Source organism: Piscinibacterium candidicorallinum (assembly GCF_047549485.1).
GTDB lineage: Bacteria > Pseudomonadota > Gammaproteobacteria > Burkholderiales > Burkholderiaceae_C > Piscinibacterium > Piscinibacterium candidicorallinum.
Genome location: NZ_CP180191.1, coordinates 3,008,721 through 3,021,617 on the forward strand (window position 1 = coordinate 3,008,721; position 12,897 = coordinate 3,021,617).

The 12,897-nt window shown below is 65.5% G+C and carries 11 protein-coding genes; 8 read left to right on the forward strand and 3 right to left on the reverse strand.

Annotation, left to right across the window (positions count from 1 at the left end):
- Positions 1 to 15: 15 nt before the first annotated feature.
- Genes ACMDW7_RS13640 through ACMDW7_RS13650 form a run of 3 tightly spaced genes read right to left on the reverse strand, consistent with a single transcriptional unit; the run spans position 16 to position 2,680 of the window.
- Complete coding sequence (locus ACMDW7_RS13640; RefSeq protein WP_377303484.1) at positions 16 to 1,224, reverse strand: alkane 1-monooxygenase; 1,209 nt, start codon at positions 1,222 to 1,224, stop codon at positions 16 to 18.
- An 18-nt stretch (positions 1,225 to 1,242) separates the two neighbouring features.
- On the reverse strand, positions 1,243 to 1,728 hold the full coding sequence (locus ACMDW7_RS13645) for a DUF2147 domain-containing protein (protein ID WP_377303482.1): 486 nt from the start codon (positions 1,726 to 1,728) through the stop codon (positions 1,243 to 1,245).
- Positions 1,729 to 1,756: 28 nt separating this feature from the next.
- Positions 1,757 to 2,680, reverse strand: coding sequence for an OmpW/AlkL family protein (locus ACMDW7_RS13650; RefSeq protein WP_377303480.1), 924 nt, complete (start codon positions 2,678 to 2,680; stop codon positions 1,757 to 1,759).
- A gap of 183 nt (positions 2,681 to 2,863) precedes the next feature.
- Here ACMDW7_RS13650 and ACMDW7_RS13655 point away from each other — a divergent pair, with 183 nt between their 5' ends.
- The 8 genes from ACMDW7_RS13655 to ACMDW7_RS13690 all read left to right on the forward strand — a co-directional run bounded on the left by ACMDW7_RS13655 (position 2,864) and on the right by ACMDW7_RS13690 (position 12,887).
- Complete coding sequence (locus ACMDW7_RS13655) at positions 2,864 to 3,664, forward strand: thymidylate synthase (protein ID WP_377303478.1); 801 nt, start codon at positions 2,864 to 2,866, stop codon at positions 3,662 to 3,664.
- 2 nt (positions 3,665 to 3,666) lie between these two features.
- Positions 3,667 to 4,185: a dihydrofolate reductase gene (locus ACMDW7_RS13660; RefSeq protein ID WP_377303476.1), complete on the forward strand. Its 519-nt coding sequence runs from the start codon at positions 3,667 to 3,669 to the stop codon at positions 4,183 to 4,185.
- A 3-nt stretch (positions 4,186 to 4,188) separates the two neighbouring features.
- On the forward strand, positions 4,189 to 5,007 hold the full coding sequence (locus ACMDW7_RS13665; protein WP_377303474.1) for an inositol monophosphatase family protein: 819 nt from the start codon (positions 4,189 to 4,191) through the stop codon (positions 5,005 to 5,007).
- Between the two features lie 90 nt (positions 5,008 to 5,097).
- Positions 5,098 to 5,763: a hypothetical protein gene (locus ACMDW7_RS13670; protein ID WP_377303473.1), complete on the forward strand. Its 666-nt coding sequence runs from the start codon at positions 5,098 to 5,100 to the stop codon at positions 5,761 to 5,763.
- Positions 5,764 to 6,452: 689 nt separating this feature from the next.
- Positions 6,453 to 7,460 (forward strand): LacI family DNA-binding transcriptional regulator, encoded by a 1,008-nt coding sequence (locus tag ACMDW7_RS13675; RefSeq protein WP_377303471.1) that lies wholly within the window; start codon positions 6,453 to 6,455, stop codon positions 7,458 to 7,460.
- A gap of 468 nt (positions 7,461 to 7,928) precedes the next feature.
- Entirely contained in the window at positions 7,929 to 10,229 is a 2,301-nt protein-coding gene (locus ACMDW7_RS13680; RefSeq protein WP_377303469.1) for a TonB-dependent siderophore receptor, read from the forward strand.
- Positions 10,230 to 10,439: 210 nt separating this feature from the next.
- On the forward strand, positions 10,440 to 11,510 hold the full coding sequence (locus ACMDW7_RS13685; RefSeq protein ID WP_377303467.1) for a PfkB family carbohydrate kinase: 1,071 nt from the start codon (positions 10,440 to 10,442) through the stop codon (positions 11,508 to 11,510).
- Positions 11,511 to 11,540: 30 nt separating this feature from the next.
- Positions 11,541 to 12,887: an MFS transporter gene (locus ACMDW7_RS13690; RefSeq protein ID WP_377303465.1), complete on the forward strand. Its 1,347-nt coding sequence runs from the start codon at positions 11,541 to 11,543 to the stop codon at positions 12,885 to 12,887.
- Positions 12,888 to 12,897: the final 10 nt, after the last annotated feature.

Here is a 12,897-nt window from a genome sequence, read left to right on the forward strand (position 1 = left end):
GATTGATCCGCAGTCTCAGGGCAAGGACGCCTTGGCCGAGACCTGCGCGGCACCCATCGCCGCCCGACTGGCCGCACGGTAGGCGGCAACCCGTGGGTCCATGATGCGGCGCCACAGGGGCGGGATGGCGGCCAGGACCACCATGGTGGCGTAGCCGGCAGGCAGCTGCGGGCTCTCGTCGAAGTGCCGTAGCGCCTGGTAGCGCCGTGATGCGTGCGCGTGATGGTCGCTGTGACGCTGCAGCTGGAACAGCAGCAGGTTGGTGAGCGCGAAGTTGGAGTTCCATGAGTGCGTGACGTTGACCCGCTCGTAACGGCCTTTGAGGGGGCCATCGTTGACAAGCGCGCGCGCCAAACCGTAATGCTCAACAAAGTTGATGATTTCGAGCAGCGCGATGGCCACCACGCTCTGCCCCGCGAAGTACGCCAACCCGACCCACCAAGGCGCCTGCGTGAACAGGGCCACTACCGCCACGCAGGTCGCGGCGTACAGCAGCGAGGCACCGTACCAAGCGACGAGCTCGCTGGCCAGCGGCGTCCAGCGCCTGTTGCGTCTGGCGAACGCCTCGCGCTCGAGCTGGAAGGCGCGTGCCGGGTTGTGCCAGAAGGCGCGCGGCACAAAGCCATAGATCGTCTCGCCCAGCCGCGCGGTGGAGCCGTCGCGCGGCGTGGCCACATCCACGTGATGACCATAGATGTGCTCCACCTTGAAGCTGCCATAGCTCACTGCGGCCAGCAGCAGGCCGCCTGCCCACTGCTCCAGACGTGTGGGCTTGTGGATCAGCTCATGCCCGGTGTTGATGGCCGCCACGCCCCCCACCAGGCCCATGGAGATCGTCCAGCCGACCATGCCCACCCAGCTGAAGGGCGCCGTGACGAGCATCCAGGCGCCCCAGACCAACAATGCGAGATACAGCGGCAGACAAACCAGCGTAAGCACCTTGTAGAAGCGCTCCGCCGACAGCCAGGCTTCGTCCTCCTCGGCCGGATTGGCCGGATCCTTGCCGATCAACCAGTCGAGTGCCGGGATGATCACGAAGTACCACAGCGGCGTATAGAAGGCTGCCAGATCCCATTGGTCCGTGTACTGCCCGATCCATGCGCTGCTCAACGGGAGCGACAGGGGCAGGAGGAACATCAGGTAGGCCCATTTCTTCACGCTCAGGCTGTAGCGCGAATAGGTCTTGGCCTGGTGCTTGGCGGTGGACGGGGATGCAGGGGTCATGATGGAGGTCCTAGGGGGCTAGTTCGGCGCGCGCTGCCAGCGCTGGGTCCGTCCGAGAAGAGAAAAGCCGATGTAGCCGCGCACCTTGAGCGTGCGGCCGCCGTTTTCGAGTTCGAGCTTGACGCGGTAGAGCTTGCCGTTGTCGGGGTCAAGGATTTCGCCGCCGGTCCACGCCGCATTGGCGCCCTGCCCCTCCTTCTTCAGGCCGGAGAGAATCATCATCCCGAGCATCTTCTTGCCCTTGCGATCGCCCGGGCAGACCTCGCAGACGGCGTCCAGCGACTCCCCTGCACGCAGGGTGCCGGTGATGCGCCCTTCGAGCACGCCGTTCTTCTCGATGATCTCCACCACCCCGCGCGGCTTGCCGTCGTTGTCGTCGATGGTGTGCCACTTGCCCACGGGCGTAGGCTCGGGTGCGGCAGCCGGGGCGGGCGCCTGGGCAGCCACCTGGATGAGCAGACTGGCGGCCAGCAGGCTGGCCAGGGTGATGCGGATGGCGTTCATGATGCAGGTCTCCATGGGTCGGGTCGCATCAGAAACGGTAGCCCACGCTGATGGCGAACACGGTGGGGTCCAGTTTGAGGTCCAGCTGGCGCTCGAAGGTCCCCAGGCTGCCGCCACGACGCTGCGCGATGTCATTCAGGATGCCGGTCACCACCGGGCCAAGCAGCGCATTGTTTGCCAGGCCGGGCACAGGTGCCGGCGCGTCCTGCAGCACCGGGGAGTTGGCGGTGAGCCGGGTGTTGCGCGTGGTGAGCGTCGCGGTGGTCTTGACCTTCACATAGCCCACCGTGAAATTGACATGCAGGCGCTTGTCCACCTGCCACATGGCGCCTGCAAAGGCGGCCGGGCCGGTAGATGAACTCAGCTTGATGTCAGTGGGTCCGCCGGTATAGGCCTCCAGCGCCGGCGTGGCGCGGGCGCTGAAAAAGCGCGTGTAGTTCACACCCAGACCCAAAGACGGCCGGACGGTGGCGCTCGCGTCCCGGAAATAGCGATGCAGGACCAGCGTTGGCGGCAATTGCTTCACGGTGGCCACCGGCCCCAGGCGGGCGATGGTGCCCTTGCCCGTGATGTCGTGCTTGAAGGGCGCCGCCAGCGCGATGGCTTCCAGCGCCCAGTCCGGCGTGAGGAAGCGGCCGAAGCTCAGGTAGGCCGAACTTGCGTTGCCCACGTCGGCCTGCACCCCTTTGGGGATGCCCACGTCCGGCACGCCGAGCAAGGCAAACAGGCCGTTATCGGCGGTGCGGATCACCGGGCCGGTCAGATCGCGGGCGTCGGATGAGCTGTCGTTGAGCTTGAGGTAGGCAAAGCCGCCGCGCACGAAATTCCTGTGCTCGCCTTCACCTTGCGCTGACTGCTGCGCGCCCGCCATGAGGGGCATGCCCAGCGCCATGCCAAGCAGAACCCGCCTCAGGCCGCGCGCCAACCCCTCCTGCAGGGCCGTGCGTTGCATCCTGTCTCCTTCCGGTGCCGACCGATGCATGCTGCTGCGGTCGTGCGATCTTGTGAGCTGAACGGTAGCAATGCGTTTCACCCGGCGAAATGATTGAGATGACACTGCACGCGGCGAGTGCGTCAGATGGATCACTTTCCAGCCCCAGCTACCGCATTTCGGGCAGTCGATAAACTGCCCGGCATGGCCAGCAACCAGTACGAAACCTTCATGCGCCACGTCTTCGAGGCGGGCGTGAACAAGACCGACCGCACGGGCACCGGCACCAAGAGCGTGTTCGGCTACCAGATGCGCTTTGACCTGCGCGAAGGCTTTCCGCTGGTCACCACCAAGAAGGTGCACCTCAAGAGCATCATCTACGAACTGCTCTGGTTCCTGCGTGGCGACTCGAACGCCCGCTGGCTGCAGGAGCGTGGTGTAACCATCTGGGACGAATGGGCGAAGCCGGACGGCGACCTCGGCCCCGTTTACGGTGTGCAGTGGCGCAGCTGGCCCACGCCCGATGGCGGCCACATCGACCAGATCGCCCAGGTGATCGACACGCTCAAGAAGAACCCGGATTCGCGGCGCATCATCGTCAGCGCCTGGAACGTGGCCGATCTGCCGAAGATGGCGCTGATGCCTTGCCACGCTTTCTTCCAGTTCTATGTGGCCGACGGAAAACTCAGCTGCCAGCTCTACCAGCGCAGCGCCGACATCTTCCTGGGCGTGCCGTTCAACATTGCCAGCTACGCCCTGCTCACCCACATGGTGGCGCAGCAGTGCGACCTGGAGGTGGGCGAATTCATCTGGACCGGCGGCGACTGCCACATCTACAGCAACCACCACGAGCAGGTGGCCACGCAGCTCGCCCGCGAGCCCTTCCCCTACCCCAAGCTAAACATCAAGCGCCGCCCGGCATCGATCTTTGATTACGAGTTCGAGGACTTCGAGGTGGTGGGGTATCAGCATCACGCGGCCATAAAAGCTCCAGTCGCGGTGTAGCCATGCTCTCCCTCATCCTCGCCCGCGCCGCCAATGGCGTCATTGGCGCCCATAACGCCCTGCCCTGGCATCTGGCAGAGGACATGGCGCACTTCAAGGCGCTGACGCTGGGCAAGCCGGTGGTCATGGGCCGCAAGACCTGGGATAGCCTGCCGCCGCGATTTCGGCCGCTGCCGGGCAGACAGAACATCGTGGTCACGCGCAATGCGGCGTGGCGTGCAGAAGGCGCGGCCGTGGTGCATTCGCTGGCGGATGCGCTCGCCGCAGCCGGTGATGCGCCGGAAGTGATGCTGATCGGCGGCGCGCAGCTCTATGCCGAAGGCTTGCCGATCGCGCAGCGCGTGTATCTCACCGAGATCGAGCGCGAGTACGAAGGCGACGCCTTCTTCCCGCTGCTGCCCGCCTTCCAGTGGCGCGAAGTGGCGCGCGAAGATCACGTGAGCGAGAAGGATACGAGCCTGGCCTTCAGCTTCGTGACCTATGAGCGCGCGACAGCATCACCCGAGTCTCAGCGCGGCTGAAGCGTGAGCGGCGCAAGCAATCTGGACCTGCAGCGCGCGCTGCACATTGCGCTGGCCGGTGCACAGGCTGGGGCCGGGGTCATCCGCAAGGGCGCTGAACAACGCGCCAGCCTCGTGATCGACACCAAGAGCCCGCGCGACTTTGTCAGCCGGGTGGACCGCGATGCGGAAGCCGCCATCCTCGCGGTGCTGCAAGCGGCCTATCCGGAGCACGCCGTCCTCGCCGAGGAAACTGGCGTTCAACGGCCGGGCGCGAGCCCTTGGCAGTGGATCATCGACCCGCTGGATGGCACCACCAACTTCCTGCACGGCGTGCCGGCCTACGCGGTCTCGATCGCACTCACGCACCTGGGCGAGCCTCAGGTGGCCGTGGTGCTGGACGTGGCCCATGCCGAGACCTTCACCGCCATCCGCGGCGGTGGCGCAAAGCTGAACAACACCCCCATCCACGTCACGTCCTGTGCGCGACTGGATGAATCATTGATCGGCACCGGCTTCGCCTTCCGGCCGGACCAGGACTTCGATCTGTACACGCGCCTGTTCAAGGCGGTGGCGAAACACACTGCCGGCCTGCGCCGGCCAGGCTCGGCGGCCATCGATCTGGCCTGGGTCGCCTGCGGGCGGTATGACGGCTTCTTTGAAGTCGGCCTGAAGCCCTGGGACATGGCCGCCGGCCACCTGCTGGTGACCGAAGCCGGCGGCATGGTGAGCGACTTTGCCGGCGCCTCGCTGGTGCAGGGCGGGCAACTTGCGCCCTCGCCGCTGCTTGCCAGCAACGGCTTGTTGCACGAAGCGCTCCGCAACCTGCTGGCAAACGCCTGATCACGGCGCTGATTGAATAAGCTGACGGCATCGCGCCGCGCTTGCGCGCCGGCAGCACGCACTCAAACGCACTCAAACAACGGAGATCCCATGCGTTCCACGACCCTTGCCCTGTCCGCCCTCGCCACCGCACTGCTCGTCGGGGCGTCATTTTCTGCGCACGCCGGCGGCATCGGCGTGCGCGCCGGCACCAACGGCGTGGGTGGTGACATCGGCTGGGACGTGCTGCCCACGCTCAAGGCGCGCCTGGGCTACAGCGCGGGCAAGACCAACTTCACGGTGGACGACACCAGCATCAACTACGACGGCAAGCTCAAGCTCTCGCAGCCCGCGCTGTTTCTGGACTTCACTCCGTTGGGGCCTTTTCGCATTACGGCCGGCCTGATCGGCAGCGGCAGCAAGGTACAGGTCACCGGCAAGCCCTCGGGTGGCAATTACGTCATCAACGGCGTGACCTACAGCGCCGCGCAGATCGGCACGGTGACGGGTGAACTGCGTGCAAAGAACAGCCTGTCTCCTTACCTAGGCGTGGGCTACGGCAACGTGAGCGGGCTGGGCGTGAACTTCTACGTGGATCTGGGTGTGCAGGCCACTGGCGGCGCCAAGGCCACGGTGAATGCGTCCTGCGGCAGCCTGTCCGCCGCGGACTGCAACACCCTGCGCAGCAACCTCAACGCAGAAGCCGCGCGGCTCGCAGGGAGCAACTCCCTGAAGTACTACCCGGTGGCGTCGATTGGCGTGACCGTCGGTTTCTGAGTCCGCGACTGATCAGCGGCCGAATATGACTTAAACGCAAGCCACTGTTCGGCTTTATCGCGCTTCCATTGCGCGGTAATCCACAATTCAGACCCCCAGATTTCGCGGCCGAAATCAATTGTTTTTGAGACGCTGCTTGCTGGATTCGCGCCGGTGCGACGCGGCCTTCGGCTGATCGGCGCGCGCCAGAGCATTGCTCGGCGCGGGGCGCGCAGTACACCGGCTGCTCGTTGCACGAGCCCCGCCCACGCAATGCAGCACGTCAGACTCTCAGCCGCGGCGAGCAGGCCACCCGCACCGACACGTCCAATCCCGGCCCCCCGGGACCGCGTGGCCTCCGCTCCCGCACCAATCCATTCAGCGTTCGGCGAAATAGCCGTTTCGCTTGAGTTGCGGCAAATTTGCGCCGACAACAGCACTGTGTAATGCGCTGTGCTGAAGTTGATTGCGATTTATTCTCCACACACAGGGGTTTGCATGGGGGTGTTTCCCCCTGTCGATCGCTACGTTTTTGAGTCAAGATCAACAAAGTTGACAGTTTTGACAGCCGGCATGCTCCCCCGCCGCGAGACATCGTCGTTCCACCGCCCGATTCTTCGATTGCCCGAATGAACTCCGATCAAGACAGCAAGACCCCACCCCAAGCAAGCGCTGAGTCTGGCCGCCCAGCGGAGCATCGGCGGCCGCAGATGGCTGACCTGGCTCGCCTCGCCGGCGTGTCGGTGGCCACGGTGTCGCGTGCACTGAACGGCAGCACCGAGGTCAGCGAGGCCACGCGCAATCGCATCAGCGAACTCGCGCGGCAGATGAACTACACGATCAACCTCAGTGCAAAGAATCTGCGCACGCGGCAGAACCGCACCGTGGCGGTCGTGATCCCCTACGACAGCACCTCGCGCCAGCACGTGAGCGAGCCCTTCTTCCTGACGATGATGGGCAGCCTGGCCGACAGCCTCACCAGCCGCGGCTACGACATGCTGCTTTCGCGCGTGGACGCCGAGAAGCTCGACATGGCCGCCTCGCTGTACGACAGCGGCACGGCCATCGGCATCATCATGATCGGCCAGTGGCACCACCACGATCAGCTCAACGTCATGGCAGCGCGCAATGTGCCGCTGGTGGTCTGGGGCGCGCAGCTGGCGCAGCAGATCTACTGCAGCGTGGGTGGCGACAACTTTGACGGCGGCGCCAAGGCCACGCGCCATCTCATCGAGCAGGGTCGCAAGCGCATTGCCTTCCTTGGCGACCCGGACCTGCCCGAAGTGATGCTGCGCCACCGCGGCTACGAACATGCACTGCGCGAAGCGGGCATGCAGCCTGATCCGCGCCTGCTGCTCAAGCAGCCCTTCGAGGCCAACATGGCCAGCGACGCAGTACGCCGCCTGGTGGCCGATGGGGTGGCCTTCGATGCGCTCTTTGCGTGCAGCGATGTGCTTGCCGTGGCGGCCATCCACGCCCTGCGCTCCAGCGGCCGCTCCGTGCCCAGGGAGGTGGCGGTGGTCGGCTATGACGACGTCGAGTGGGCACGCCACGCCGAACCGCCGCTGACCACGATCCGCCAGCCCTTTGCCAACGCAGGGGCAGAAATCGTCGATGCCCTGCTGCAGCAGCTCTCCGGTCAGAAGGTGCCGCCGCGCACCCTGCGCGTGGAGCTGGTAGTTCGCAACAGCTCGATCGCCGGCAGCGCCGAGCGCTAGGCGCCGCGAACGGTTCCGGGGCGCGCCAGACGACGTGCACACCCCGGCGCAAGATCCCGCATCAGCCTTCAGCAACCGCCTCGCACGCTCGGTCGCAATCCTTTGCGAACTGAGCAATGGCTTGTTCGTCAATGAACGAAGTCGTCATTCGCGATCACATCCATGCACACCACATTCGCTTGCGCGATGCAGCAATCCGGATTCAGGCGAAACAACGCCTCAGCGCGAGGTATTTACTCACCTCGTTGAACGGCGAATCATGTTGCGACCCAGCATGAAAAGCGTGAACCCGCGACGTCGCAAACGATTGCGTTTTGAATTCAGCCTGCGTACAGTCGATCGCCGTGGACAGCCCGCATCGATCGGTTGCACCATCGACGCAGACGGCAAGCCGCACCAGGAACGGGCACAAGACCCTCACCCAAAAAGCCGTGCCCGGCACCGCACAGATCGCTCTTGGAGACATTGATGACGCCGACTTTCAAGCTCAGCCGTATCACGCTCGCCCTCACGGGCGCCTTCCTGCTCGGCGGCCAGGTGCTGGCCCAGACCGTGCAGCCCCCCGCAGCGCCCGCCACGGCGCCGGCGCAACAGACCGACGCCAACAAGGACGACCAGCTCAAGCTCGACAGCGTGGTGGTCACTGGCGCGGCTGTCGCCACCACCAAGATGCGCCAGTCGCTCTCGGTCTCCACGCTGAGCAACGAGCAGATCGAAAAGTCCGTCGCCACCAACGCCGCCGAAGTGCTGCGCTCGGTGCCCGGCGTACGCTCCGAGTCCAGCGCCGGTGAAGGCAACACCAACATCACCATGCGCGGCGCGCCGCTGTCTGCGGGTGGCTCGCGCTATGTCTCGCTGCAGGAAGACGGCCTGCCGGTGCTGCTGTTCGGCGACATCGCCTTCGCCACGCCCGACCAGTATCTGCGTGCCGACGCGATGATCGATCGCCTGGAAGTGGTGCGCGGCGGTTCGGCCTCCACGCTTGCGAGCAATGGCCCGGCCGGCATCATCAACTTCATCTCCAAGACCGGCGAGGACAAGGGTGGCATGGCCAGCCTGGGCGTGGGTCTGGACTTTCGCCAGTACCGCCTCGAGTTCACCCAGGGTGGCAAGGCCTCCGACACGGTGCGTTATCAGGTCGGCGGCTTCTGGCGCGTGGGCGAGGCCTCCGGCCGCAACGCCAACTTCAATGCCGAGAATGGCGGCCAGATCAAGGGCAACGTCACCTTCATGCTCGGCGGCAATAACTACATCCGCGCCAGCCTGAAGGTCCTCAACGACAAGACGCCGACCTTCCTGCCCGTGCCCACGCGCCTGTCCGCCGATGGCCGCTCGATCCAGACCATCCCGGGCATTGATCCGCGCAACGCATTCTTCGTCACCAACGCCTTCAACCGCGACGTGGTGCTCGACCGCAACAACCAGCAGGTCGTCACCGACCCGCGCGACGGCCTGCACATGAAGTCCACGGCGCTGGGCCTCGAAGCCGGCTTTGATCTGGGCAGCATCCGCATCGAGAACCGTTTCCGCTACGCCGACAACGGCGGCCGCTTCATCGGCGTGTTTCCGGCCTCCGACGGCCCGGCCGTGCCCGCCAGCGTCGGCGGCCCGCTGCCCGCGGACCGCTTTGTGGGCCACATCTTCAACACCTCGCTGGACAGCCTCGACAACGTCTTCAACGACCTGAAGGCCAGCTACAAGATCAGCCTGGGCGGAAAGGACAGCCTGACCGTCACCGGCGGCCTGTTCTACGGCAAGCAGGACATTGCCCAGACCTGGTACTGGAACGGCTACGTGTTCGCGCTCAACGGCGACAACCCGCGGAACTTCGGTCAGCTCGGCACGCTGCCCACACCCATCTGGGGCAACTTCATCCGCTCCTGGGACTCCAGCTACACCCAGACCGCGCCCTACGCAGCGCTCACCTGGGATGCCGGCGCGCTGACCGTGGACGCGAGCCTGCGCAGCGACCGCAACAAGGGCTCGGGCTACCAGTTGCCCGACGGCTACACCGCAGCCACCGGCGGCTTCGACACCCGCACGCGCAACAACTTCAACTACTCGATCTCCAAGACCAGCTACTCAGTGGGCGCGAACTATCAGCTCGACCGCAATCTGGCGGCCTTTGCTCGCGTGAGTTCCGGTGTCAGCTTCATGGGTGACCGCGTCCTGGGGGCGGCCACGGCCCGCACCGCCATCCCCTTCAACGAACTGACGCAGCAGGAGCTGGGCGTGAAGATCCGCAGCGGCGGCCTGAGCGCCTTCATCACTGCCTTCAACGCCAAGACCAAGGAAGGTTGTGCGTTCGAAGCCTCCACCCAGCGCACCCTGTGCGACAACTACAGCGCACGCGGCGTGGAAGCCGAGCTGGGCCTGCGCGCCGGTGCGTTCCGCCTGACCTCGGGTGTCACCCTCACCGACGCCAGCATCGATGGCGGCCCGAACAACGGCAAGACGCCGCGCCGTCAGGCTGACGTCGTGTATTCGATCGCCCCGAGCTACTCCGTGGGCAACGCTGAAATCGGCGCCGCGATCATCGGCACGACCAAGTCCTACGCGCAGAACGACAACGTCGTCGTGCTGCCGGGCTACACGGTGGTGAACGCCTTCCTGAACTACAGCATCAGCGACAACCTGCTGCTCAACGTCGGCGTCAACAACCTGTTCAACAAACTTGGCTACACCGAAGGCGAAGGTCAAAACGGCTTCTTCGTGGCCCGTTCGATCAACGGCCGTACGGCGCGCGCCACGATCAAGTACCTGTTCTGAGCACGACCCCGCACCCGGCGAACCCGGGTGCGGATCGAATGACCCAGCGAATGCCTTCGGGGTGGTTCTGCCCCGAGTTGCCCCGGGGGCTTCGCGTTTTCCAAACGGCCGCGCCTTCGGTGGTGCACCCGGTCACAAGCCGGGCCACTGCAGCGCATGACGGGCAGGACGCTCGGTCTCCTCCGTGTCCCTGATTCAGCTTTCCCTCTGATGACTCCGTATCCGGACTCCGCGCAGACGCACGAACCGCTCCCTTCCCCGGGCGGCGTGCTGCTGATCGGCGAGGCGCTGGCCGATTCTTTTCCCGAACACACGGTCATCGGGGGTGCGCCCTTCAATGTGGCGCGCAACCTCGGTGCTCTGGGCCTGGCGCCCTGCTTTGTGAGCCGCGTGGGCCATGACGCCCTGGGCCGAGAGATCGCGGCACAGTGCGCCGCCTTTGGTGTGGCTACCGCCGGCCTGCAGATCGACTCCGCGCTGGCCACAGGTGTGGTGGATGTGCACATGAACGGCAGCGCGCACAGCTTCCACATCCGCGAGAACGCTGCCTGGGACGCCATCGACAGCACCACGGCCGTGGCCTGTGTGCGCGCGGCACAACCGGCGTGGATCGGCTTTGGCACGCTCGCCCAGCGCGATGCCCGCTCCCGTGCCGCGCTCTATGGTGCACTGGCTGCCAGTTCGGCACGTCGTTTTCTTGACCTGAACCTGCGCACGCTGCCTGAAGGCGGCGTGCGCAACCGCGAGTTGTCCGAGGCCAGCCTGGCGCTGGCGCAGGTGGTCAAGGTGAATGACGAGGAACTGGCGCAGCTGCTGGGCTGGTTCGGCCAGGACCCGGCGCCCGCGCTGCAGGACTTTGCGAGCCCCGATCATCTGGATGCCGTCGCCGCGCTGATGCAACGCTTTGACATCGAGCTGCTCGTCGTGACACGCGGCGCGCAGGGCTATGCGGCGTTTGGCCGATCAGCGCAGGGCCTTGGCGAGCTGCTGGCCGAGGGCAGCACACCCCGCGTGCAAGTCACAGACACCGTTGGCGCGGGCGATGCCTTTTCTGCCGTGCTGCTGGCCGGCCTCCTACACGACTGGCCGCTGACCACCACGCTGGCGCGTGCTGCCGAGTTTGCCGCCATGGTCTGCACATTGCGTGGCGCAGTCGCGGCCGATCCTGCGCACTACGCCCGCTGGCGGGCGCAGTGGCTTGGCACTGCAAGCAAAGCGGGCCACGGCAGCGCGACGGCAGGGGCAAGACCCGCAGCGCCCATCCACAGACACGCCGCCTGACACATAGAGATCCCACCGGACACCCGCCTGATGGCCCACACCCCGCTCAAGCCGCACCTCAGCTTCTCGCAGATCCTGAGCATGAACTTCGGGTTCTTCGGCATCCAGTTCAGCTTCGGCCTGCAGCAGGCCAACATGACGCCGATCTATCAGATGCTCGGCGCCGAGGGCAAAGATCTGCCGCTGCTCTGGCTGGCCGGGCCCGTGACCGGGCTGCTGGTGCAACCCATCATTGGCGCACTGTCGGATCGCACGGCGCACCGCTGGGGCCGACGCACTCCGTATTTCCTGTATGGCGCGCTGGCGTGCTCGCTGGGCCTGCTGGTCATGCCCTTCTCGCCGGCGTTGTGGTTTGCCGCCAGCCTGCTGTGGATTCTGGATGCCGCCAACAACGTCACCATGGAGCCGTATCGCGCCTATGTGAGCGACCGGCTGAATCGTGATCAGCACTCGGCTGGATTCCTTACGCAAAGCGCATTCACGGGCCTTGCGCAGACCACGGCCTATCTGGCGCCGAGCATCCTGGTCTGGCTGGGTATGAGCAAGACGGCGCAGGCGCCCAATGGCATCCCGCTCATCGTGGTCAGTGCGTTCCTCATCGGTGCGCTGCTGTCCTTCACCACGGTGTATTTCTCGATCAAGAAGGTGCCGGAGCTGCCGCTCACCGAGACCGAGCGTGCCGAGCTGGCCGCCAAGCCGCGCACCGTGGGCGCCATCTTCGGAGAGATCTGGGACGCCATCCTCACCATGCCGCCCACGATGCGCCGCCTGTGGTGGATGGCGCTGTTCCAGTGGTACGGAATGATGTGCTACTGGCAGTTCATCGTGCCCTCGGTCGCCAAGAGCGTCTTCGGTGTGACCGACCCCAAGGCGCCGGGCTATGTGGATGCCGTGCTCACCAACGGGCAGATCGGCGGCTTCTACAACTTCATCGCCTTCATCGCGGCCTTTGCCATGGTGCCGCTCACGAGGCGCTTCGGCGCCAAGATCATGCACGCCATCTGCCTGAGTGCCGCTGCGCTGGGCATGTGGATGCTCCCCAGCATCAGCGACAAGGCCATGCTCTTCATCCCCATGCTGGGCGTGGGTCTGGCCTGGGCCAGCATCATGGGCAACCCCTACGTGCTGCTCGCCGGCAGCATTCCGCCGGAGCGCGCCGGGGTCTACATGGGCATCTTCAACATGTTCATCGTCATCCCGATGATCATCCAGATGCTCACGCTGCCGCTGATCTACGGCCCGCTGCTTGGCAGTGACCCCGGCAACGTGATCCGCCTGGGCGGCGCGCTGCTGGCCTGCGCGGCCGTGGCCGTGCTCTTCGTGAAGACCACAGACCCCGAACCCGCTGCGCTGACTGGCGCGCGGGCACCTCACTGAGCCTGATCCA